The organism is Algoriphagus vanfongensis DSM 17529, assembly GCF_000429465.1.
GTDB classification, from domain to species: domain Bacteria; phylum Bacteroidota; class Bacteroidia; order Cytophagales; family Cyclobacteriaceae; genus Algoriphagus; species Algoriphagus vanfongensis.
Genome location: NZ_AUBX01000009.1, coordinates 23,571 through 47,522, shown reverse-complemented (window position 1 = coordinate 47,522; position 23,952 = coordinate 23,571). Strand labels below are relative to the sequence as shown.

Below are 23,952 nucleotides of genomic sequence, written 5' to 3'. Positions count from 1 at the left end.
ATTAGTTCAGTTTAAAGTTCAGGTTGAAACCGAAAGATCTGGTGCTTGGAAGCGAAGTTCCCTCTATACCTGTATAATTGATATTGGAACCAAAGCTTGCTTCTGGATCAATATTCTTAGCTTTTCTCATTAGGATGGCTAGGTTTCTAGCTACAAATGAAACATCCAAGCCTTTAATCACAGGAGTGTTGCCAAACCAAGAAGCAGGTAGAGAATATCCTAGGGTAAATTGTCTCAACTTGATAAAATCTCCATCAACTACCGAAGTCCGTGTGATATTTTGAGCCAACGCCTTGTAATATTCTTCTGCTGGAGCTGTGACTCCACCATTGGTTACGCCTGATTCTCTTCCTTCCAAAGTAACTTTGTTTAGGCCCCTGAAAGTAGAATAAAACTCAGTTGCAGATAGGACTTTGTTTCCAAAGTTGTAATCAATCAGGAATGAAAGAGAAATTCCTTTGTAGTTGAATTCATTATTCCATCCACCGTACAAAGTTGGAAGTACTGTTCCCATATTGATCAGTTCACCTCGCACAGGAAGACCTGCCTCATCCACTACGATGCTTCCGTCCGCATTGTATTGATAATCATAAGCTCTGATCTGTGGACCAGCTTCACCTACCACATAGGCTGTTACCGCATTTCCAAGAGTAGCTCTGTTTTGTCCGAGGTTTACAGGGTTGTTATTTTCATCTGTACTTAGTACTTCATTTTTCACTTTTGTCAAGTTGAAAGAAGAAGTCCACTCAAATTCTGCAGTCTGAATTGGCTTACCAGTCAACAATACTTCCAAGCCTTTATTTTGGATGGACCCTGTTGCTACCACTGCACTATTGAATCCAGACGCAATACTCAAGCTTGCATTCATAATTTCATTATGAGTGGTTTTAGTATAATAGGCCATATCAAGTCCCAATCTGTTATTGAAGAAATTGACATCCAAACCGATTTCAAATTCATCAGTAGTAAATGGCTTCAAAAACAAATTAGGGAGAGATGTCGGAGAGGAACCTGCAGGTACTCCAGCAAAAGAATTTGCAGAAGAATAATAGAACTGATTGCTGTATGCAACTCCAGGATCTCCACTTGTCACAGCATAAGAAACTCTCAACTTACCAAAATCCATCGCTGGCATATCCAGGAATTGATCAAATAGAAATGCTGCAGAAACTGAAGGAGAGAAAATACTATTATCATCTGAAACAGGACTAGTCAATGTACTGTAGACGTCATATCGACCAGTGGTAGAAAGTGTCAAAAACTCTTTGATACCAAAGTCTAAGGAATAGAACCCTGAATGAACTTCCAATTGGGAATAATCATAAGATCTGGAGAATGTCTCCACATTGAATGGAGAATACAGATATGGCAATACAAATCTGCTACCTCCTACTCCTACAGATTCAAATTTATTTTTTCTGATATTCCCACCCAAAAGACCGTCAAGCACCAAGCCTTCAGTCAATTGCACTTTGGCTCCGAAGATACCATCAATGTTAAGTTCTGATCTATAAGATTGACCTCTTGAATTCAAGTTACCCTGCAAATTTGCAGAATACGCCAATCCATAAGGGTCTATGCTGTAGAAATCATCATTGGATACGTCATTCCCGATACGTACCATAGCATAGATATCTTTTGTAAAGCTATACTTGGTAGACAATGCAGAAATCGTTCTTCTTCTACCTAGATCATTGATACCTTGATTGACGATGAAGTACGGGTTTGTCACATAAATATCATCACTAAATACGGTTTCCGCGCCAGTTTCAGGATCATAGCCTGGATCAAATATGCTTTGCGAAATGTTTGGAGCCAAGAATAAGAAGTTGTTTGGATTTTTAGGTCCATCACTCAAATTTGGAATATTGGTAGACTTTTGATCAATGTAATTGACCATTGCAGTCACATTCAATTTGTCCGTGATATTTTGATCTACATTCAAGTTTAAGCTCAATCTGTCCATGCCACTATTTGGCACTATCGACTTGGAATCAAGATTCGAAACTGACATTCTGAACGAGCCATCTGTTCCAAGACCTTTGGAAACAGATACCGTATTGGTGAAGTTGGAACCTGTTCTGTAGAAATCAAGATATGTATCACTTGTCGGAGAATAAGGATACTGATTTCCATCAAATCCTATTACGGTACCCCCCATAGGTTCTCCCCATGCCAATCGACCAGTAGTCTGAGCATCAGTAGCGGTAGTTGGGCGCTGGCCACCTGTCCCTTGGCCATACATCGTTTGGAAATCTGTAAAGTCAACTGGATTTTCAACCATATAGTTGAGATTATAGTTGGCACTCCATTCTCCTCCTTTTTTACCTGATTTAGTTGTAATAAGGATGACACCATTGGATGCTCTGGTACCATAAAGAGCAGATGCTGCTTGACCTTTAAGAACCGTCATAGTCTCTATATCATCTGGAGATAGGTTTCCGATACCGTCACCGTTGTCGCTACCTCCCCATTGTCCTGCAGATCCTCTTTGAGTATTGTCCATTGGCACACCATTGATTACATACAAAGGAGATCCAGTACCGTTGATACTTGGAGTTCCTCTAAGCGTGATTTTGGAAGTCCCCCCTGGGCCTGAATTGGTACCTTTCACCACCAAACCAGCCACACGACCTGCGAGTGAGTTTGCCACGTTTGTTTCACGGGCTTTGGTCATAGTTTCACTTCCTACTTCAGTAAGTGAGTATCCAAGTTTTTCCTTTTCCTTACTAATCCCCAAAGCGGTCACCACTACTTCTGAAAGCTCACTAGCGTCTTCTTCCAGATTGATGTTGATTTCCGTTTGGTTACCTACAGTCACTTCTCGGGTAGTATATCCGATAAATGAAAACACCAAAATTGAATTTGGTCCTACTGAAATGGAATACTCACCATCTACATTGGTGGTAGTCCCAGTCTGGTTAGTCTTATCTAAAATAGTCACTCCCGGCATGGGCAATCCATCCGGTGAGGCAGTCACTACCCCCTTGACAACTTTAGACTGTGCCTGTGTCAGATTAGAAACACAGACCAACATAACCAGAGTAAAAGCAATTGATAAAACTTTTCTCATAGCTGGTAATTAAAATTGTGAAATAAAGTGAATTGGAATTTGGCCTGAACCCAGGCTCCCTTGGAAAGAAATAATCGTAAATCTTTCGCCATAAGCTAAAATTTGTTTGTGAATTGGTTATGAATAATTCTGTCAATAAACCGAAACCCAAAGTCACACCTCAGGATTCAGACCTTATGCAAAACTGTATTAGGTAAATCTAGGAATTTGAAGAAAATTTCAAAAGCAAATCAAAAATTTTTTTATTCATAAATAAGACGCTTTTTCAATTTTTTTAGATATGTCACCAGTCATTAAAATTTATTTTAGATTTTTTACATTTAAGTACCTGCAAAATATTGATATATGAAGATCAAAAAGAAGAATAATACCCAAAAGATTAGATTAATAAGACACACAATGCACTGATGCTTGACCACTCACAAAGTACCTTGGACAACATGTCTCTCTTTCAATATTGGAAATACAGGCACTGGCTCTATCTTTGATATTCACCCAAACACCACCCCTCATGAAATTCGGAAGCGTAGCAAATCCCGAAAAAATTGATTTCAATCTCCCCTCAGATCACCCAGACACCCAGCAAACTCTCCTTAAGCTACCATCACACGAACCTTTACAGGTATCAGTAGGCTGCGCTAAATGGAACAGAGCGGAGCTTAAAGGTTTTTATCCAAGAGGCACAAAAGACGAACTCAGCTACTATTCCCGACAGTTTAACTCCATCGAACTCAATGCCACCCATTACGGAGTACCTAAAAAAGAGCAGATCTTGATCTGGAAGGAAAAAACTCCTGCTGATTTCAAGTTTTTTCCAAAAATCCCTCAATCGATTTCCCATTTCAAAAGACTAATAGATGTGCGTACCCTCACCGAGGAGTTTGTCGATCGGATGAGTTTTTTGGAAGAAAAGCTGGGAATGATTTTCCTGCAATTACATGACAATTTCAAGCCAAAGGACATCGATCGAATCATCAAGTTTGTCTCTGAATTTCCCAAGGACATCCCCTTGGCAATCGAAGTTCGAAATGAAGCTTGGTTTCAAGGGAGTGAAGCCGAAGACTTTTACAACCTACTTCGTCAGTACCAAACTTCCAATATCATCGTGGATACCGCAGGAAGAAGAGATATGCTCCACATGAGACTTAGCAACGGAGAGGCATTTGTCCGCTTTGTAGGAGCCAATGTAGCCAGTGATTACGAGCGCTTAGACAAGTGGGTAGGACGCATCGAACAATGGAAAGATCAGGGACTTCAGAAGCTTTATTTCTTTGTCCATCAAAACGTCGAGAAAGAATCTCCCCTTCTCTCTGCTCACTTCATCAAACAGCTCAATCAAAAATTGGGGCTTTCGCTCCCCATCCCCAACGGTGAAAGCAATCAGCTCCAGTTTTAGACCAATAGCGTTGCCTGAATGCCGTCTCTAAGGGAAGAATCCACCCTGATTTCTTCTGCAAATTGAAGCCAATTCTGAACAGCATTCCTTACCTGATTGATTTTTTCTTCGGGCTTTTTGATGTTCATTTTCCTAGCTACTTCTAAAAAATCCTCGTCTAGAATACGCTCTCGCTTCCCATTGACCATCAAGGACTGAGAGCTCACCCAATGACTGCCCGGACGATATGCATAGCAGATATCGTATGCAGGTGAAAGCCTCCAGCTTCCCGTCTGATCCATCAGGAAAGCGAAATTCTTGGTATGATCGTCGCAATTTCTAGCCAATACATTAAAGACCATCCGAATAAATAACTGCTCCGCCTCTGGATAGCTGAGCCGCAACATTCGCATTGTCTCAAAGACCTGCTCATAGCTATAAGATCCCACCTGATTAAAATCAAAATGCCGGATACCACAGAGACTTTGCATGTGAATTTTCTGGCCACTGGCTGTTCGGTCAAATCGCTTGGTCATAAAATGCGCCCTGCCATTTTCCTCCATCAGCCTACACTCACTCATCTCTACCCCTGCCTCCAATGCCATTTTATAATAGGCCATTTCTACCCTTCCATAGCCTAAAGAAGCCCCAAATTGACTATCCGTCACTCCATCAAACTTGATAATCCAATGACTAAAGCCTTTTGGAGAATGCACCTGTCCGCTTTTCACTTCCCCAGTCATTTCATTGAAAGCAATCACAGCTTTTGCCCTGGCTCCCCCAGCAGAGGTCCCTACCTTAAGAATATCCGCCAAAGCAACCTCCTCTTCCTTGGAGAGATCGGCCTGAAAATCCTCCCTCGAACTCAGCACTCTGTTGGCTATTCCCACCAGACTCTCTATCTCCAAGTTGCTCGCGCGGCCAGACTCTTGCCTGAGTGATGGCTGAATCTCCAATGCCCCAACTCCTCTTTTCCCTATGAAGCACAGCAACTCTACAGGGTTCAAACTATCTGATGGACGTGAATTCTGTGTAAGCCAAGCGTTTATTAACTGATTCCCATATTTATCAGGAAGCATGTCAGCCAGCAACCCCGGCAAACCTCTAAAGGTGTCAAATGGATCATTCTTACCCCTCCTCAATTCCGGAAAGCTATGCAAGCGCCTCCCTTGAGCAAGAGGCATCGTGATAGGCGCAACATCCAATCCGGACCGAAGAAACTTCCCATCAAACTCAAACCCCGCCACCTGCTGTCTCTCATCCCACAAAATAGCCCCCACCAGCTGATCCCAAAGCCAAATCTCTGCCGCAACTACCATTCTGATGGAGGATTTTCTGCCGCCATTCCGGAATTACGAACTCGCTGACGCTCGTATTTTTTCTGGAGCTTGATATATTCGATCGGACTGATCTGAGGCTGCACGTCAAACATCTCCAGCATCTGCAACTCATCCAAAACCCGCAGGACTTGCACCAAAGTGATCAAATTCACCTTTTCTCCGCGCTCCAAAAGACTCAAGGTAGAGCGACTGATACCAGCCTCATGAGACAATTGATCCTGGGTCTTTTGAATTCGAATTCTTTTCTCCTTGACATATTTCCCGATCATCTCGAGTATAGCCATATCTGACATCTGAGCAATATCCATAACCGATAAATCATTCATTACAAACAAATATACTTATAATGAATGATATTTCACACCAAAAACAAACAAAATTTATAAATGATTTATCACACATCAAATCATTTTATTGTTATTATTGAATGAGTTATAATACATAAAACACAAAATTTAGTCCAAAAATAACTCTCTACTCCACTTCCATCTCCAGTCCCAGTGTTTACTTTGAAGTAGAATAGGATGATAGGCCATAGCAGACTTGGCAGAAGGAGCATTAAAAAAACGCTGATCATCCGTCAAAATAGCATGCCCTTGAGCCCCCCCCTCCTGCTCAACCAAGTCCATCAAATGAGACGGCGTATCCAGAGAATACTGTGAATTCCTCTCAGCAAGCAATCGCTTCAAACTCCACTCCACCTCAAAACCCTCTACGCTATTTTCCGACAAAGCTATTGTATGACCTTGGCTTTGCTTTTCTGCAAAACTCAAAAACTCAAAAAGTAGATGTAAGCCATGATTTTGGAGATGCTTCGGACGAAAGTCTTCCGGAGCAAGAGAAGAAATAACATGCATCCTTTTTCTGGCTCGGGTGACAGCCACGTTCAGTCGATTTGCAGCTCCATTTTTACCCAGCAAACCAAAATTGGTAGTCAGCTTCCCCTCCTCATTAGCTGCGTATCCCAGTGATAAAATCACCTGATCAAATTCATCTCCTTGCACATTCTCGATATTTCGAACTTTGACAGCACCATCTTGTACCCCACTCGTCCAGAGCAACTCCCGAATCAACTCCATCTGAGGATAATTACCCGTCACTACTCCTATGCTATGCTTCGGATTTTTTGCCAAAATTTGATTCACTTGGACCACCACAGCCTCTGCCTCCAATCTATTGACTTGGTTTTGCCAGAACCCATCAATTTTTCTCCAGGTAAAAGCCGAAACAGCCTCCTTGATCGCTAGATAATCTGGCAATGCTTCCAACTTCCCTTCATAGAAATGCTGATTGGAAAAATGAACTAAAGCCGGGTCAGCCGAACGATAATGCCCTCGAAGCGAATGCTCTTCAAAGTAATAAGCACCAAGCTCCAAAAGTGATTCGGACTCCAACTCTACCCCATCATCCTGAGTATCCCATTTCACCCGATAGAAGTCGGTAGGTCTGAGCTGCTTGGAATCTCCAGCGACCACTAGCTGCTTACCTCTTAGCATCGCAGGCAAACCTTTCTCTACGGCGCATTGCGAAGCTTCATCGAATATCACCAGATCAAACTTTTGCTCCATCGGAAAAACAGCAGACACGGTCTCAGGGCTACACAGCCAGCAAGGCAAAACTCGAAACAACTCATGGCTGAGCTCCTCCACTACTTTCCGCACAGACCATTTCTGCCGTTTTTTAGTCACTTGATGCTGTAGTTCCCGGAAGGTGAGTCGATTTCCAAGTCGATTATACTCCAGCTCACGCACCATCTCTTCCCTCACCCTCAGCAAAGCCACATGATGAGAAAGCTCTCTCTTTTTTAAAATAGCTGAGGGAAGCTCCTGCATTTCATGCTTCATCTTGATACTGCCAGCCTCGGATAAGACCGGATCCCTACGCTCCAGCTCGCCTATCCACGCCAAATACCAACCGTTCCAAAAATGGCTTAATTGCTCCTCAAGGCATGGATTAGTATCATTGGACCAAAGCCTCAGTCCCAAATCTTTCCTATCCCAGTTTTCCAGAAACAGATCAAACGCCTGCAATTCTCCGAAAATAGATTGCCACTCCATGCGGGGATCAGAAAACACACCAGAAAGACCATGTTCTATCACCTGAACGATCTGATAGTCAGACAACCACAACCTCCAAGATAATGCCTGACTTTGAAGCTGCTGAATGCTTTCAAGCGCCTGCTTTAAGGAAGAACGAAAATCTTGAAAATCTTGCCCTTCGAAAGATCGAAACAGCGAAAGTGAAGAAATCAAACTCCAGCTATCACTCCATTCTTTGCAGGATTGGAGCTGAAGCAAAAGACTCGGCAATTCAGAAAACTCGTCCACAAAAGGCAGGTCGGGCAGAGAATTGCGTTTTTGATTCCATTCGATTCTTGCCCTAACTTCATCCAAAGCCTTTTGCAAAACCTCTGATTTTAGAGCCTGTCTATTTTCCTTCAGCAACTCAAATACTCGAGGATATCGAGTCTTTTGAAATTGAACAATCACTCTTCCCCACCAAGTCGCTACTTTCGGAAGAATTGCTTCAAGCTCCTGCTCCAAAGCCAATAAGTCCTCACCCACCTCAAATTCCCAAGCAGCACTGATCCTCAAATACGCTTCCACGAAGGACGTATGTGCCCGGATAGACTGCATCAATTGAGTATCAAATGCGCAGAAAAACTGCTGCTCCGGAACAGCGAGTGAAAGCAAAGAATCAAGAGCAAGTTCTACTTGCTGAGCTTGCAACTCTCCTTTCAACACTGCTTCCAGAACCGGTATATATTGGACTAAGGGAAACGGTCCAAGGCCACCGCTTCCAAATTTCTCGACTTCATACAAGGCATCAGCAATCTTTGAAAAATCACTTGGCTTTACCATCGCAAAAGACTTTCTCTCCTGCCAAAATCCAGGCTCGAACTTATCCTGATAGGCAAAGAAAACCCGGTAGTCATTCTCAAATTTTCCAGCTTGCTCCCAATCCAATCGCAGCAATTCTTCGGACTCAAAAAATGGTTTTTGTCGAGCTGCCTTCAGATACAGCGCTTTGATAGGTAAGCCTGCCGCAGACGCATCAAATAAGGCCCTTCTAAATTCTTCAAACTTGTCGGAAAGTCTAGAGATCGTCCTGGAAAGAACAGCAATCTCGCGCTCAAGCTGGATCGAATCCATCCCTCTATTCTCTTGCTGATAGAGCTCGATAGCATCCAGTTGCATCCTGATTTTATCAAAAAGTGAATTCCTATCTCCATGGAAATCATGCACTACAGCCAGAAATGGACCAAAACCCAAGCTATCCATCCGCTCAAATACCACATCCAGAGCAGCTCGTTTCTGGGAAACTACCAAGACTTTTTTGCCTCGGGAGATGAAATCTGATACCAAATTGGCAATCAATTGAGATTTACCGGTGCCTGGAGGACCTTGTACGACAATACTTCTCCCTCTTCTGACCTGAATGAGTGCCTGTTCTTGGGAAGCATCAAGAGGAAATACTGGGTACAGATTCTCTTCTCTAGGTTCTGGTAGCAACTCATCAGTACCAAAGTTCATTTGGAATAATTCCTCAAGGTTTTCAAATTGACTCGATGCATTCAGTCGCACATAATCAGAAATCAGGAAACTGTCCCCCTGCGAAAACGAACCCAAAACCGCATAAGGTTTCAAGACTAGTCTTCCATCCTGAAAGCGTTCCTGATCCAGATAAATCTGAGAATTGGCAAAAGGTTGGACCTGATCTTCAAACAGGTTGGACTGAACTTGAATATCAAAAAACTTCTGAATCAACAGGTTGAATTTCACGCGAAAATCCACCATGTCTGATGGCAGTTCACCCAGCAATTCATCAGACAGTTCCTCTTCAAAGTCTGATTTCATAGCATGCCTCCACGCAAGCAAAAAAGCAGAATTCCATTTCCAACCCCCATTTGATGCAAGCTTCCATTGTTTCTTTTCTCGAATCAAAGTAACGGACTGGATCAAAAGTGGAGCTCGCAGCACTTGTCCATTAATAAGCTTTCCTTCTGCAAAAAGCCAAGCGACATGTAGACTTTGCTCGCCGGTTTCCTCCTGACTCATTTGATCCCGATGGGAGATCCTAGTCAAACTTTTAGAAAGTTGGTTGGAATCTCCAGAACGCGGATCTACTTCTGGGATCAATGAGATGTGCTTTTTACCCTCAGTCAATGATCTAATCAGGCTAAAAGCCGAATCACCGATCAAAAAATCAAAATCTTTCAAATCGATCATTCCATATCCCTCCAACCTAGGCAAATAAAGCGACCTGTTGCGGGTAGACAGGTCGGTCAGTCGGTTGAGATAGGTCTGAAAGATTGTTTCGGGCATTTACTGAAAGGGGGAGTCTTTTTCCTTGGCCATTTTATTATAGACGATTCCATCCAGAATCCCAGGAATCCATTTGTTCAGAAACACAGCCAATTTGCCCTCAGAAGTCAAGACAATATCTCTTTTCCTTTTCACTGTGGCTTTTAGCATGTGCTGAGCCACCTCTTCAGAAGTCATCATTTTCCCTTCATCACGGGGAGATTCACCTTGAGAAGATCCATCTGCGGTCAAAGCGGAATTTCGAATATTAGAAGCTGTAAAACCAGGTGCTACCACCAGCACATGAACTCCCTTCTTCATCACTTCCGTGCGAAGGGCTTCGAAAAAACCGTTCATGGCGTATTTACTGGCTGTATAGGCTGTCCGAGCTGGAGTACCACGATAGCCATTGATCGAAGAAACTCCAATGACAGATCCTTTGGACTCCAAAATAGCCGGAAGACAATACTTAGTAGCATAGACAGTGCCCCAGAAATTGGTATCCATGACTTTGTGAAAAACCTCCAAATCCAAATCCTGGAACAAGGCACGCATAGAAATCCCCGCATTATTGATCAAGACATCAATTCGGCCAAATCGTTGAAGGGCTTCTTCAGCCATCTTTTTGTTATCCGATTCTGAACCGGCATCTGCCAAGACTGCTAAGACTTCAAATCCTTTTGACTCGAGTTGCTGCTGTGTTTTTCCAAGTTTTTCAGGATTTCTACCCGTGATGCAGAGTTTGGCTCCTTCTCTCCCAAATACCTCCGCACAAGCTTCTCCGATTCCTGATGTGGCGCCAGTAATGACTACTACTTTATCTTTAAACTTCATCGCTACAATTTAGGTGGGTAAAGATAGGAAATGGGATTCCTTTTGAAAATCAACCATTGCAATTGATTTTGATTTCCAAAGCTTTTAATCAAATCGCACCTCTGGTGCTCTAAGAGCCTCATACATCCGAAAGGCTACAATCATGACGCACCGCTGGTGCTACCACGCCCCCAACAAAAAGTAACAGAATAATTCAATAACCTCATCCCTATCCCTGCAATGTAAATCCATCAAAAAAGCCTTAGAGAGGTACTATGAAGCTAAGATGCTAATTTTCACAAACATTAAAATGCACCGCTGGCGCTACTATACACTTGATATCACCCAATGAATCCCCAATCTCGCAAGCTCCAGCAGGAACCCATCACATGAGCCTCAGAGAGGCACTCTAATTGTAGAATCAGGGAATGAATACAGTATCCATATCTTGAATTTCAGAAAGACTATCTAATCCAAGTCTCAAACTGTCTTGTTCTCTTTTTTGTGCTTTTGCGTAAGCTGAAGAATTTCTGGCTTTAGTAACCTTGACATATCTCCCTTCAAAATCACTGATAGTAGGATCAGAATTTATGTATCGTATTTTTAATTCATCTCCAACCTGAGAAAATCCCTGTCGATTTCCTCCTAAAAACTCGCCCTGATAAACCCCTTGTTCGGTTTTAAACTCATAAGTGACTCTTTGAAAGAAATACCTTCCACCATAATTCTGCTTTTTGATATCAACAACAACTGCTCTCGCATATGCGACATCCCTTCTTCCGAGAAACTTTAAGTCATCCTTCAATAAGATATATGCAGGAATCAGAGTAATTGAGAGTAAAAACACCAGCATAACTATTCCAAAAAATCTATTTGTAGATCGCTTCAGAATTCTTGGAGGTAATGTATTTCCTGAAAAGTAAATCTCAAAAGCTTTTTCCTCATCAACAAAAAAGACCTTTAATATTCTTTTTGCGAATTGAAGGCTATTTGGAGCTTCATCAGTTATATAAAATTCACCATTATAAAGGATCGAGGCAGAAAGTCCATCCACACTAGTATTGCCACTAATATCACAGCAACATCCCTCACTTTTTTCTAAAGTCAAAATGTGAAATTCTTCCCAATCTATCGCATTAAAAATCTCTTCAATTTCACCCCAAGCATAAACCTGTATTACACTTTCCTCATTTCCTTTAAACCCTTTGATTTTGGTTAGTTGCATTTTTTTAAAAACCTCTATAAGTTTCAAAGTAATCCAATATCCTGATAATTATTTAACAAACCAGTTTCAATCTTTAGTCCATTTATTCAAGCTCGTCTTTTTTCCCTAATTTTGCGGCCATGTCGCGAAAAATGAAAAACAAGGTGGTTTCCAATCTCGCAATCGAGCGAATCGCTTCCGAGGGAAAATGCGTGGGGCACCATGATGGAAAGGTAGTATTTGTAGCTGGAGTGGCTCCCGGAGATTTGGTGGATGTACGCATTACCAAAGGAAAAAGCTCCTTTATGGAGGGACAAGCCATTCATTTTCATGAATACTCCAAAGACCGTGTGGAGCCATTCTGTGATCATTTTGGCACTTGTGGCGGATGCAAGTGGCAACATATCAACTACGAACTTCAAAAAGATTACAAAAGACAGCAGGTAGTCGATCAATTTACACGAATCGCCAAAGTGCCGATTCCGGAAGTTTTACCGATTTTAGGTTCGGCAGAAACACGCTACTATCGAAACAAACTCGATTTTACTTTTTCCAACAAGAAATGGCTGACTCTGGAGCAGATCCGCTCTGAGGAAGATTTTGACAGAAATGCCTTGGGTTTTCATATTCCCAAAATGTTTGACAAAATCATCGATATCGACCACTGCTACCTTCAGGGTGGAATTTCCAATGATGTCCGAAATGAGCTGCGAACTTTCGCACTAGAAAATAAACTCACCTTTTATGACATTCGCGAGCAAGTTGGATTACTTCGCAACCTGATCATCCGTACTACCTCGACTGGTCAGACCATGGTCATTGTCCAATTTGGAGAGGACAATCCAGATCAGATACCTCTGGTGATGGAGTTTCTGAAAACAAAGTTCCCTGAAATCACCTCCCTCCTCTACGTGATCAATACCAAAGGAAATGAAACTTTCCATGATCTGGATTTGGTGACATACGCAGGCTTACCCTATATCGAAGAGGAAATGGAAGGGCTCAAATTCAGAATCGGACCTAAATCCTTTTATCAAACCAATTCGAATCAAGCCTATGAGCTGTACAAAGTCACTCGGGATTTTGCCGAGTTGAAAGGCGATGAAGTGGTCTATGACTTGTATACTGGAACAGGGACCATTGCCAATTTCGTGGCCAAAAAAGCCAAGCAGGTGATCGGCGTGGAATATGTGGAAGCTGCTATAGAAGACGCCAAACTCAATTCCCAAATCAATGGCATAGAAAACACCCTATTCTATGCTGGCGATATGAAAGATGTCTTAAATGAGGAATTCATTGCGCAACATGCCAAACCAGACGTAATCATCACGGATCCTCCACGAGCCGGCATGCACGAGGATGTGATTACTATGCTTTTGAGACTAGAAGCACCGACGATTGTCTATGTTTCCTGCAATCCGGCTACCCAAGCCCGGGATGTGGCTTTATTGGGAGAGAAATATCAGGTGGAACGAATTCAGCCTGTCGATATGTTTCCCCAAACCTATCATGTCGAAAATGTCATACGCTTAACTCTCAAACCATGATTTCAGATTTCAACGATCCAGAACTAAACGGAAAGTACCTCGGTACGATCAGCAGTGATTTTATCAAGATTTCTGATGTGCTCAAAGAGGCAGCTTATCAGATCAAATCCCGCGGTTTTTCAGACTATCCCATTTTCCCGATCGCCAAGGAAATGCAGCCTATCGGCAAGATATTTCTGGGCAAAGCCGAGAAAGATTTGGAGTGGAACTACTTCATCACCTATGTAGATGAATTTGTTCAGAGAAAATTGATCTCTGAAGAATCTTTGGAAGAATTTAAAAAAGCCTACAAAGATCCGGATGAATTCTGTTGCCTTTTCGTTATGGATGGAGCTTTTACCAGCTTTGTCTACATTCCTTATCCGGAAGAGTAATCACTGCCCCCTTTTCTTCAACCCAAATTTTGCTTTGGGTTCGTAGCAGATTTTCAAATCCATAATGCGGGTAAAAAACAGACCAGAGGGAATTATCTCCCTTTGGCAGGATTTCCATAGCGAAGCCTGTATTCATTGGGAGCAAAGCCTGTCACTTGCTTGAATTGACGGGCTACATTCTTATTGTCTTGAAATCCTAAGTCCAGCGCAATCTCAAAAACACTCTGATCTGTACTCAACAGTCTCAGAGCGAGTTTTTCCATCCGGACTTTAGTGATGTATTTGTAGATCGGCAATCCAGTCACCTGCACAAATCTTTTCTCCAGTGCTCTTCTGGAAAGTGGCACCTCCCGCACCACCTGATCGACCAAGATATTGTGATCCAGATGTCCATGGATATACTCCAGCGCCTGGGCTACATAGGTATCTGAGGACGCAAACATATCCGTAGAGGATCTCGTGATCACTTTGATGGGAGGCACATAGATGTTTTTGTTGATTTTGGTTCCCTTCTGGATCATCTCCTCCATGATCTGAGCAGCCTCATAGCCACCTTGTACGATGTCCAACTCAATGCTGGAAAGCTTAGGATCTGTGAGTTCACAAAGCATGACGTCATTATCCACACCTAGCACTGCCACATCCTGAGGCACCCGAATGTGATTATGATTGCAGGCTTCGATGATATGTACTCCCTGATTGTCATCGCAGGCCATCAATGCCACCGGCTTAGGAAGGTTCTTAAGCCACTTATTGAGCGTTTTACTTTTGTAATACCAGATGTCAGTAGACCGTGCTTTCTTGTGCTCAAAATAATTGACCTGAAAACCTGCTTTTCGGATGCCTTCTTCAAACCCTTCCGCACGCTCCCGAGACCACACGATGTTGTTAAAGCCATAAAAGGCGAAATTGTAATAGCCCTTCTCCAAAAAATAGTCAGCTCCGAGACGGCCCGTTTCCCGATAAGAGCCTGATATATTGGGGATCTTTCGGAATCGCTCCTTGAAATCCTGCGCAATCACCGGGATAGTGCTTTCTTCAAACTCCTCCTCCATCTCATTGTAAAGCTGACCGATGATCCCATCCGCTTTCCACTCCTGAGCCCATTTGAGAATCCCTTTGACACCCATCATCTCCCGATAGTAAAGCGGCATTCGACAAAAAGTCCACTGCCCATGCTGACTCGTATAGCTGGTTATTCCTTTGAGCAGGGACTTGCTATACTCTTCTCCAAAATCAAGTAAAAGAATAATGCGATACATGATTAGCGGAATAAGTCTTTCAAACTGCTCAATCGGGCATTTGTGACCAAAGGCTTCGCCCAGAAGCTGATAAACAAAATGTATCCCAAAGGAATCAAGAGAAAAAACAGCGCTGTTCGCAATGTCAAAACTTCTGCAAGTGTCCCGATGATCAAAGGCACAATCGCTCCGCCCATAATCCCCGAACATAAAATTCCCGCAAAAGTGCCATGGGCAAAATCCACTGAATTCAATGCCAGAGAGATCAAAATAGACCACATCACCGAAAGGCAAAATCCTGAAAATGCAAATGCAACCAATACAATCCCACCTTCTGCCAGCAAACCTACCAATAGCGTTACTACAGCTCCTAAAGAAAACACTCGCAAAACCAATTTGCTATCCAAAAATTTCAACAAGGCCAGTCCTAACAAACAACCAACCGTCAAGAGTCCCCAAAAATATGAAATGACCTGAGCACCTTCCTGGCTTGGATCCACGCCATGATAATCTTCCAAAAATTGGCTTACCCAATTGGCAATCCCCTGCTCCAATCCTACATAACTAAAAATCCCAAAGAAATACATCCACACCATTCTCTTCCCCAGTAGATTCCGAAGATCAGTACCGACCTCTACTTTTTCATCCGCTTTTAGATCTACTTTCGGAAACTTGGTCACCCCGATCAGACCGAGCATCACCAGAGCAATCACCGCAAACAGAAAATACACGGACACCCACTTCATATCAGCAGGCACCCAGTTCTCCAGCATTTGCACCAATGGAGCCGCATCTGGGGTATAGAGATTTTGATCTAGGTAAGAGTATAGCATAGGACTGAAAAAAGATGCCGCCCCAAAAGCAAGCTGACCTAGTACCGAATTAAAAGCAAAATGCTCCTCACCGCCTACTACCCGCAAAAGCGGATTGATCACGACCTGCAAAATAGCCATCCCCATGCCTATGATAAACAAGGAGCCCAAGGCAGTCCCAAACTGGGGTTGAAAACCAAATACAAGCGCTCCAACAGTTGCCAAAGCAAAGGCCAGTAGCAGCGTTTTTTTCTCTTTCCATCGCTCTACCAAAAGACCTGCAGGTAACGACATCACGCCATAGGCCACAAAAAATGAAAATGGTAGGAATCCAGCCAAAGCATAGCTCAGCGAAAAGCTATCGATAATCCCCGGAATGATCGGCCCCAAAACATTGGACATCAATGAGATGATAAAAAAAATCAGGATGATCAACCAAAGCATTCCTCCTGACCGTTTCTGGTCAGGCACATCTACCGAATTTTCCATTTGTTAATTTAAAGTGTCAAGACTACTCAAAAGATTTTTAAAAACTAAGAAGTTAACAGATTGGTAAAATTTGGGAAATATCTCTTCCCTACATTTTAGTTCAGGCGCCAAAGACCTGAATCAGCCCATCTAGCTTGTTTAAACCTTATGGAATTGAAGAAATACAGCCAAACTATTAGTCCATTTTCAAAATAAGGAGGTAACACCGATATAGCAACTCTGTCATAAAATATTCAAACTGAAAGATTTGACAAACCTCTATCCTATTCATGATCTCAACATATATCTCATACCTATAGATGCAGTCCCATGAAGCATCCCTCATCAGCTAATTAAAACCTAACTCCTTTTCATGTTCTTTTCTCTGATCCCAGCCCACTAAATGCCCCGCCACCTCCTCCCTATCCTCTTCCTCTTTGCCTCTATCTCTCCACTTTGGTCGCAGGTATCCCTTGTTTCTTCTGTTCAAAATGAAGCCATTTTTCCTATCCAGCAAGAACACACTCATGGCAGTAGCATCGTCTATTTGCCTAATGGAGATTTATTGACAGTATGGTTTCAGGGGTCTGGTGAAAGAAAAGCCGACGACGTTCGCATCATGGGTTCCCGCAAGGCAAAAGGTCAGTCCAGTTGGTCCGAGCCATTTGAAATGGCCGACACACCCGGAATTCCCGACTGCAACCCCGTTGTTTTTCTCAATCAATCCGATGAATTGTTTCTCGTGTGGATAGCAGTTTTGGCAAATGAATGGGAGCATTCTATCCTGAGGGTAAAGCGTAGTACAGACTACATGAGTGCTGGCGCTCCCCGATGGACCTGGCAGGACAATATCCTACTAAAGCCTGGAGATGAGTTTGCCAAGGAGGTCGCAGAGAGAATGAAAGAACTCCCTAAAACAGGACTGGGATGGTCTACTTACGCTCCTACCTATGAATCCATGATTCTTGATGCCGCTCAGGACTCCAAAAAAAGAAGCGTTGGCTGGATGACTCGAATCAAGCCGCTGGTTCTCGACACTAGAATCATTCTTCCTCTTTATTCAGATGGCTTTAATTTCTCCCTGATGGCCATTTCAGAAGATCAGGGAAATACTTGGAGGCCTAGTTTGCCATTGGTCGGCAAGGGTCCGATCCAGCCAGCTTTGGTACAAAAATCAAATGGAGACATTCTAGCAGTGCTACGCGACTCGGGAGATTACCCGACACGCATCCAAGAAAGCATGTCCACCGATCTTGGTGAGAGCTGGTCCACCGCACAAAAAACGGAATTCCCCAACTCTGCCAGTGTAGAAATCCTGCGTTTGCAAAATGGGGACTGGTGGATGATAGGAAATGACCTGACATCTGACCGCTACCAGTTGGCTCTCTGGCGATCCGATGACGAAGGAGAAACATGGTCCGATCCCTATTACTTGGAATACCAAGAAGAAAAAACAGGTAGGTTCTCTTATCCCTCGCTGATTCAAGACCCAAGTGGCATGATCCACATCACCTATTCCAAGCATTTACCAGAAGGAAAAACCATTCAATATAGACTTGTAAACCCCGCCTTACTTATATCAAAATGAAGAAACAATTTTTACTAATTACCAGCATTTTATCAAGCATTTTCTATTTAAACACATTCGCTCAGTCTGGCAGCGGAGGCGTATTTTATGACCAGCCTTTCACTCAAGAGTACAGTGTCATCTATAGTCAGGAACTGACTGATCTAAATGCATACAGCATGGCTACAGACAATAATGGAGTCATACAGATCCTTCAGCAAAATCAACTCTTCCGGCCCAGTGGAGGATTTTTTCAGCATTGGGGCACTCTGGTGACGGATAGAAGCTATCTACCGATGAAGGACAAAAAAGTACAGGCGGTTCACTCCTATCAGGGGCACTTGGTCTATCTGGACGATCAGGCAGTCTTCAGCAATGCCTGGGCCGGAAGTCTCTATCTCCCACATAGTCTCAGTAAGGCAAAGCTACTGGAAGGAGGCGCAGATTTTGACTTTTTGATAGCAGCTGGATCCCAGATTCAATATTTGGAAAAAACACAGGCAAATGCAGCTCCGATCACCGTAACTGGTTCGGTGATAGACTTGTCTTTTGACTCCATGCAGCAAGTGTTCTGGATATTGACCTCCCAAAAAGTCTATTCCTTCGACCCGAGAAAGAGTGCTTTGAAAGAAATACTCTCCCAGCCTGGCATGACTGCTTTGGAATACTTCCCTTCTAGCAATCAACTGATCATCGGAACCAAAACCGGGTATTTCACTTATGATATACTTGCCAAAATCAAGTCACCTATCCAAGACCAATTGCCGGTCTTATCCATCAACACTATCCTGATCGAAGGAGAAGACCTATGGTTTGGCACGGATCAGGGAGCCTTTGTAAAAAAACAATCTGGAGCCATCAGCTATTACTATCTGGAAAGATGGCTTCCGGGAGAACAGGTTTTTGATTTGGAAATTGCTCTCGAGGGAATCGCCATCTTGACAAACAAAGGCTTGGGACTGATCCAGCGAAAGGAAATGACATTGGCCCAAAAAGCTGAAATTTTTGAAGAAAGCCTCAGAAAAAACCACCTGCGAAACGGCTTCAATGCAAGTTTGAGACTGGCAGAAAGTGGCAAGATCGAAACTGGCCAACTAAAAGATTCAGATAATGATGGGCTCTGGACCTCTATGTATCTGGCAGCACAGGGATTCCGCTATGCTGTCACCCAAGAGCCTGAGGCATTAGAGCAGATCCGACAGTCTCTATTGGCAATGGAGCGACTCTATACCATCAATCCCGTAGAAGGCTTTCCTTCCAGGTCCTTTGAAAGGAGTGGCTACAAGGATGTCTTGGCTGATCCAGAGAGATGGCAGCATGCCGAGGATCCGGAGTGGGACTGGAAAGCCACAACCAGCAGTGATGAAGCGATTGGGCATATATTTGTTTTTGGTGTACTGGCGGAGCTCGTGGCTGATGATTGGGTCAAAGAAAAATCAATCGGGCTCATTGACGCAATGATGTCACATATTTTGGTAAATGACATGTACCTCGTCGATTTTGATGGAAAACCTACCCAATGGGGTCGGTGGAATCCTGAATATGTCAATCAGTTTCCTACCCAAGTGGGAGACAGAAAACTCAATTCATCCAACATCCTCGCGATGCTCCAGACAGCCTACCACTTCACCGGCAAAGAGAAATACAAATCCAAAGCCATGGAGCTGATCAATGAGTACGGCTATCTGGAAAACCTAATGCGCCCCATGGCTATCATTGGCCAATCCGGAGACGGAAGTGACAGCTATGCGCAGATGCTATCCGAGGCTTGGAACCATTCGGATGATGAGATGTACTTTTTAGGATACTGGGGCTTGTACCGTTATGCTTTTGACCAAGATTTAAAAAATCAATATACAGCCAGCATCTTGGATCACTGGCAAGCTGAAAGGCCGGAAAAGGATGCACTTTGGAACATCATTACCGCTATGGTCCAGCCCCAATCTTTTGATTTGGAAGAGTCTGTTTGGTGGTTGCAAAAACATCCGATTGATTTGATTTCTTGGGACATCAAAAACAGCCATCGAAAAGACATTCATCTGCTAGAACCAAACTTCAGAAGACAGAGCACCTCCCAAGTTCTTCCTCCTTCCGAAACCCGCATTGCACGGCATAATGGAAATCGCTTTACATTGGATGCGACTGGAGGCGGGAAAACTGCCAATAGTGCCGGAGATATCTGGCTTCTGCCTTATTGGATGGGCAGATATCTCGGCGTGATACAATAAGAAATAGGTAGCTTAGACAGCTAAAAAGACAGAGAAAAGCGGTAGAAGTTCTAGTCCATGAACTCCTACCGCTTTTTCGTTAAACTCAGTAAAACTCTGAGGTAGCACTCATTACAAAAACTTAACATTCTGATTACGAAGCAATAACAAACACTATTTTTCGCAAATTGAGGATTTAAATACGTGATTTACGGATAAAAGCCTGCCGATTTTTTGAAAATTTGGTATAACAAGATATCCGGAACCCATGACTGCACCGAATCATCAGACTTTTATCAACTTTCAGAAAGGCGACAATCAAGCCATAGAAACCATTTATTCTTACTACAAACCGGGAGTGATCCGCTTCATCATTTCGCTGATTAAGGATGCGGAGGAGTCTGAGGTGATCTTTCATAATGTCTTCCTAAAAATCCTCAGAAAGCGAAAGCAACTCAATACTGAAAAGGGTATCCAAGCCTATATCTTCACCATTGCCAAAAATGAGGTGATTGATTATTTCAACAGACTCAATAGCACCCGAAAAAAGGTAGATGAATACTATCACAATCGAATCGAAACATCCGTGGACCTCAAAGAAGAGGAAGAAAAACTAATGCTGCGACTGGAAGAAGGAATCGACCAGCTGTCGGAGCAAAGAAGGAAAGTCATCAGACTCTCCTACTTTGACAACTTATCCTATCAGGAAATCGCCGAGCAGATGATGATTTCAAAAAACACTGTTAAAAACCACCTGATCAAAGCTCGATTGAGCTTAAGAAATTACCTGACTTGATTTTTCCCTTCTCCGGAAGGATATCTATTTTTTGATATGAATTGGATGATAATTGTGAATTGGGATTTTTTCAACTGTACTTTTTTTATCACTTTTTGATCAAATGATATAATTGGCCACGCCTCCATCGACTCGGAGTGCTGCTCCATTGGTAGCAGAAGCGAGAGGACTTGCGATATAGGTCACCATATTTGCCACTTCTTCGGCTTCGGCAAACCGCTGAATCAAAGATGTAGGCCTTCTTTTTTCGAAAAATTCCTGAATGACTGCTTCCACCGTCGTGTTGCTTTCCTTGGCTGCATTTTCCAAATCCTGTACATTGGCGCGGCTATAAGTCGGACCTGGCAAGACGGAATTGACAGTGACGTTGCTTCCTTTACTCAGGCGGGCCAATCCACGAGATACAGCCAACTGAGCGGTTTTGCTAAAACCATAATGCACCATCTCGATAGGGATATTCAGAGCAGATTCACTTGAAATGAAAATAATCCTCCCCTCATTTTTCTCCATCATTTTTGGAAAATAGTGCCTGGAAAGCCTGACACCACTCATGACATTGATCTCAAACATCTCAAACCATTCCTCGTCACTGATATCTGCAAAATCAACCTGATTAAAGATCCCGACATTATTGACCAAAATATCGACTTCTGGTACTTCTTTCAGCAATTGATCGATTTCTTCTTTCTTCGAAAAATCAGCGACTACACCTGTAATGCCATCATTCCCTGACTCTTCTTTGAGCTGTTGGACAGATTTTTCCAAATCCTCCTTTTTGCGGCCATTTACTATCACTTTGGCTCCTTCGGAAGCTAGGCCTTTGGCTATTGCGTAGCCAATGCCTGCCGTGGAACCTGTGACCAATGCTACTTTATTTTTTAATTGTAAGTCCATAATTCTGATTTATATCTGACAATTGAATATTCCGTGTGTCTGTAAATGAGGATTGAAGTGCTCCTACGCTAGCAGGGATTGCTGCTTCTTTTTCAAAATCTCTTTATGCACCCCATCCCATAGCGCAATTCGCTGCTGCAAAGACTGCACAGTGGCTACTTCTACTTCTTTCCACTTTTGCTCATCTTCACCGCAGAGATTAGCGGTCATTTGCAGTGCCAGGTGACTATGATGGTCACCATCGACTTCGATATGTCTTTCGAGGTAATAATTGAAAATAGAAACCTGCTCGGGAAATCTCTCCCGCATATCTTTGACTATGGACAAAAACATCCCGGGAATCAGGTCTTCCCGTCCAAAAGTAAATACGGCTGCTTGTAAGTGTGCCTTTTGACTAGAGATGATATCAAACGTAAACTGAACAAAATCCAAGGCAGCTTTTGGAGCGTTCACGGCATTTCTGGCCTGGTCGAGTTCTCCTGTTTGCTGCAATACTTCCAGATACTTTTCGATAGGAGACAAATCTGCCCCGCATTGCTTCATCGCCTGTAAGTACAGCTCGTAGTGGCTCATTCGATTGCCAAACTCATCGACATCCGACTCTTCTCCATTGACGATCTCATTGATTAAAAATCGGCTATCCGGATCTCCTTTCGGAAACCAAGGCACTGTGGTACAAGTCAATTGATTCTGAAGTGCTTTGAGCAGGGACATAAAATCCCAGACGGCAAAGACATGAGACTCCATAAACAATTGAAGATCCTCTAGGTCCTTGATAGCTCCGTATACTTTGTGGTGGATAATTTCCTGTCTCAGAGGCTCGATTGCCTTCTGAATTCTCTCTATCTGATGATTGGTAGACATAATTGGTATTGAAAACTAGCCTAACAAACGACAGTTTTCACCTGGTAGTTCCGGAACAGACTAAGCCAGTTGACAATCAGAGGTATGGGTTACCTATTTATTCTCCATCAATGGAAAAACATACCTCGGCAAGTCTGTCTGGATGACATCGACTCCGAGCTTTCGAAGCTCCAATATCCCCTCATCACTCCCTTGAATAGCCTCGGTATCACGGTCTCCCAGAGCATTGGCCCATACACGACATCTCTTGGAATAACTTCGGATCAGAGCTACCGCTTCCGGAATATCAAAATTGGAATCGTCAATGTGAATCACTTTGGGGTCATATTTTTTCATCAATTGCTCAAGTTCCTCCATGGATCTTGCACGAGGCATGACCATGGCTTTGGGATCTTGGCTCAGGACGTAATTCATATCCGCTTCATCACAAAAAAACAGCACCTGATCCATCATATCCAATTTTTCCACTGTAGCATAGATATCTTGAATCTTATCACATTTGATATCCAGATCGATCAGGAGCTCACCTTTGAGCGCTGATAGCGATTCAAAAAGAGTGGGGATTTTCCATGCTGTGGCTTCGAAGGTATAGTCATTGATCAGGCTGAGTTCTCTCAATTTATCATAGCTCATCTCCTCCACCATACCTGTCCCTTGCGTAGTTCGATCTACTGAGGAATCATGGATGATCATCAGAGAATCATTCGAGGAATTGCGGATGTCTAGTTCCACAATCGTTGTTCCATAGCGAATAGCATGCTCAAAAGACAAAATGGAATTTTCCGGTGCTTCCATATGATCTCCTCTATGTGCTGCTACGAGCACTTCTTTTCCTGCCTTCTTACGAAATGACTTCTGAATTTTTTTGAGACTTTGAGGAGAGGCGCTAGGAGCATTGAGACGATCAAAATTCTCTTGATAGACTCTTATCCATTGTAGTTTTTGCTCTGAAACTTGCTGAGAAAATGTAAACTGAGAGAAGAGAAGGAAGGATAGCAAGATCCAGAATTGACGGCAATTTTTCATTTGAATGGGGTTTGGAAAATAGATTACAAGAAAAGTCTGGACAGGAA

Annotated in this window: 17 protein-coding genes; 6 read left to right on the top strand and 11 right to left on the bottom strand. The window is 43.1% G+C overall.

Annotated elements, in window-relative coordinates; genetic code table 11:
* Position 1: 1 nt before the first annotated feature.
* Positions 2-3,073: a SusC/RagA family TonB-linked outer membrane protein gene (locus G460_RS0101360; RefSeq protein WP_026953683.1), complete on the bottom strand. Its 3,072-nt coding sequence runs from the start codon at positions 3,071-3,073 to the stop codon at positions 2-4.
* Positions 3,074-3,584: 511 nt separating this feature from the next.
* Between G460_RS0101360 and G460_RS0101355 the strand changes: the two genes are divergently transcribed.
* On the top strand, positions 3,585-4,469 hold the full coding sequence (locus G460_RS0101355) for a DUF72 domain-containing protein (RefSeq protein ID WP_026953682.1): 885 nt from the start codon (positions 3,585-3,587) through the stop codon (positions 4,467-4,469).
* Here the strand turns inward: G460_RS0101355 and G460_RS0101350 are convergent.
* From G460_RS0101350 to G460_RS0101330, 5 genes are all read right to left on the bottom strand, one after another.
* On the bottom strand, positions 4,466-5,767 hold the full coding sequence (locus G460_RS0101350) for a type II toxin-antitoxin system HipA family toxin (RefSeq protein WP_026953681.1): 1,302 nt from the start codon (positions 5,765-5,767) through the stop codon (positions 4,466-4,468). The genes G460_RS0101355 and G460_RS0101350 overlap by 4 nt on opposite strands.
* A complete protein-coding gene (locus G460_RS21215; protein ID WP_035463729.1) occupies positions 5,761-6,114 on the bottom strand; it encodes a helix-turn-helix domain-containing protein in 354 nt (117 codons plus the stop codon). Before G460_RS21215 ends, G460_RS0101350 begins: the two co-directional genes overlap by 7 nt.
* A gap of 129 nt (positions 6,115-6,243) precedes the next feature.
* On the bottom strand, positions 6,244-10,113 hold the full coding sequence (locus G460_RS0101340) for an AAA domain-containing protein (RefSeq protein WP_026953680.1): 3,870 nt from the start codon (positions 10,111-10,113) through the stop codon (positions 6,244-6,246).
* Complete coding sequence (locus G460_RS0101335) at positions 10,114-10,926, bottom strand: SDR family oxidoreductase (protein WP_026953679.1); 813 nt, start codon at positions 10,924-10,926, stop codon at positions 10,114-10,116.
* A 400-nt stretch (positions 10,927-11,326) separates the two neighbouring features.
* The gene (locus G460_RS0101330; protein WP_026953678.1) at positions 11,327-12,130 is read right to left on the bottom strand and encodes a hypothetical protein; all 804 of its coding nucleotides are present in this window, start codon (positions 12,128-12,130) and stop codon (positions 11,327-11,329) included.
* A gap of 119 nt (positions 12,131-12,249) precedes the next feature.
* On the opposite strand from G460_RS0101330, the gene rlmD reads away from it, so the two are divergent.
* Positions 12,250-13,656: a 23S rRNA (uracil(1939)-C(5))-methyltransferase RlmD gene (gene rlmD, locus G460_RS0101325; RefSeq protein ID WP_026953677.1), complete on the top strand. Its 1,407-nt coding sequence runs from the start codon at positions 12,250-12,252 to the stop codon at positions 13,654-13,656.
* Positions 13,653-14,030, top strand: a complete 378-nt coding sequence (locus G460_RS0101320; RefSeq protein WP_026953676.1) for a hypothetical protein — start codon at positions 13,653-13,655, stop codon at positions 14,028-14,030. The genes rlmD and G460_RS0101320 overlap by 4 nt, the downstream gene beginning before the upstream one ends.
* Positions 14,031-14,122: 92 nt before the next feature.
* Here G460_RS0101320 and G460_RS0101315 read toward each other — a convergent pair whose 3' ends face one another.
* Together G460_RS0101315 and G460_RS0101310 are read right to left on the bottom strand one after the other, a co-directional pair.
* Complete coding sequence (locus G460_RS0101315; protein WP_026953675.1) at positions 14,123-15,292, bottom strand: AraC family transcriptional regulator; 1,170 nt, start codon at positions 15,290-15,292, stop codon at positions 14,123-14,125.
* Positions 15,293-15,294: 2 nt separating this feature from the next.
* Positions 15,295-16,572: an MFS transporter gene (locus G460_RS0101310; protein WP_026953674.1), complete on the bottom strand. Its 1,278-nt coding sequence runs from the start codon at positions 16,570-16,572 to the stop codon at positions 15,295-15,297.
* A gap of 382 nt (positions 16,573-16,954) precedes the next feature.
* Between G460_RS0101310 and G460_RS0101305 the strand changes: the two genes are divergently transcribed.
* From G460_RS0101305 to G460_RS0101295, 3 genes are all read left to right on the top strand, one after another.
* Positions 16,955-18,139, top strand: coding sequence for a sialidase family protein (locus G460_RS0101305; RefSeq protein WP_026953673.1), 1,185 nt, complete (start codon positions 16,955-16,957; stop codon positions 18,137-18,139).
* Positions 18,136-20,346, top strand: a complete 2,211-nt coding sequence (locus tag G460_RS0101300; protein ID WP_026953672.1) for a ligand-binding sensor domain-containing protein — start codon at positions 18,136-18,138, stop codon at positions 20,344-20,346. The genes G460_RS0101305 and G460_RS0101300 overlap by 4 nt, the downstream gene beginning before the upstream one ends.
* A gap of 247 nt (positions 20,347-20,593) precedes the next feature.
* The gene (locus G460_RS0101295; RefSeq protein ID WP_026953671.1) at positions 20,594-21,121 is read left to right on the top strand and encodes an RNA polymerase sigma factor; all 528 of its coding nucleotides are present in this window, start codon (positions 20,594-20,596) and stop codon (positions 21,119-21,121) included.
* Between the two features lie 99 nt (positions 21,122-21,220).
* Here the strand turns inward: G460_RS0101295 and G460_RS0101290 are convergent, their stop codons facing one another.
* From G460_RS0101290 to G460_RS21210, 3 genes are all read right to left on the bottom strand, one after another.
* On the bottom strand, positions 21,221-22,015 hold the full coding sequence (locus tag G460_RS0101290; protein ID WP_026953670.1) for an SDR family NAD(P)-dependent oxidoreductase: 795 nt from the start codon (positions 22,013-22,015) through the stop codon (positions 21,221-21,223).
* A 63-nt stretch (positions 22,016-22,078) separates the two neighbouring features.
* A complete protein-coding gene (locus tag G460_RS0101285) occupies positions 22,079-22,879 on the bottom strand; it encodes a DUF3050 domain-containing protein (RefSeq protein ID WP_026953669.1) in 801 nt (266 codons plus the stop codon).
* 93 nt (positions 22,880-22,972) lie between these two features.
* Positions 22,973-23,905: a glycerophosphodiester phosphodiesterase family protein gene (locus G460_RS21210; RefSeq protein WP_051315860.1), complete on the bottom strand. Its 933-nt coding sequence runs from the start codon at positions 23,903-23,905 to the stop codon at positions 22,973-22,975.
* Positions 23,906-23,952: the final 47 nt, after the last annotated feature.

Coding starts and splice junctions, on each gene's coding strand:
- G460_RS0101290 (WP_026953670.1), bottom strand. CDS start 22,015: ATGGACTTACAATTAAAAAATAAAGTAGCATTGGTCACAGGTTCCACG.
- G460_RS0101305 (WP_026953673.1), top strand. CDS start 16,955: ATGCCCCGCCACCTCCTCCCTATCCTCTTCCTCTTTGCCTCTATCTCT.
- G460_RS0101315 (WP_026953675.1), bottom strand. CDS start 15,292: ATGTATCGCATTATTCTTTTACTTGATTTTGGAGAAGAGTATAGCAAG.
- G460_RS21210 (WP_051315860.1), bottom strand. CDS start 23,905: ATGAAAAATTGCCGTCAATTCTGGATCTTGCTATCCTTCCTTCTCTTC.
- G460_RS0101330 (WP_026953678.1), bottom strand. CDS start 12,130: ATGCAACTAACCAAAATCAAAGGGTTTAAAGGAAATGAGGAAAGTGTA.
- rlmD (WP_026953677.1), top strand. CDS start 12,250: ATGTCGCGAAAAATGAAAAACAAGGTGGTTTCCAATCTCGCAATCGAG.
- G460_RS21215 (WP_035463729.1), bottom strand. CDS start 6,114: ATGAATGATTTATCGGTTATGGATATTGCTCAGATGTCAGATATGGCT.
- G460_RS0101310 (WP_026953674.1), bottom strand. CDS start 16,572: ATGGAAAATTCGGTAGATGTGCCTGACCAGAAACGGTCAGGAGGAATG.
- G460_RS0101340 (WP_026953680.1), bottom strand. CDS start 10,113: ATGCCCGAAACAATCTTTCAGACCTATCTCAACCGACTGACCGACCTG.
- G460_RS0101355 (WP_026953682.1), top strand. CDS start 3,585: ATGAAATTCGGAAGCGTAGCAAATCCCGAAAAAATTGATTTCAATCTC.
- G460_RS0101300 (WP_026953672.1), top strand. CDS start 18,136: ATGAAGAAACAATTTTTACTAATTACCAGCATTTTATCAAGCATTTTC.
- G460_RS0101360 (WP_026953683.1), bottom strand. CDS start 3,073: ATGAGAAAAGTTTTATCAATTGCTTTTACTCTGGTTATGTTGGTCTGT.
- G460_RS0101285 (WP_026953669.1), bottom strand. CDS start 22,879: ATGTCTACCAATCATCAGATAGAGAGAATTCAGAAGGCAATCGAGCCT.
- G460_RS0101350 (WP_026953681.1), bottom strand. CDS start 5,767: ATGGTAGTTGCGGCAGAGATTTGGCTTTGGGATCAGCTGGTGGGGGCT.
- G460_RS0101335 (WP_026953679.1), bottom strand. CDS start 10,926: ATGAAGTTTAAAGATAAAGTAGTAGTCATTACTGGCGCCACATCAGGA.
- G460_RS0101295 (WP_026953671.1), top strand. CDS start 20,594: ATGACTGCACCGAATCATCAGACTTTTATCAACTTTCAGAAAGGCGAC.
- G460_RS0101320 (WP_026953676.1), top strand. CDS start 13,653: ATGATTTCAGATTTCAACGATCCAGAACTAAACGGAAAGTACCTCGGT.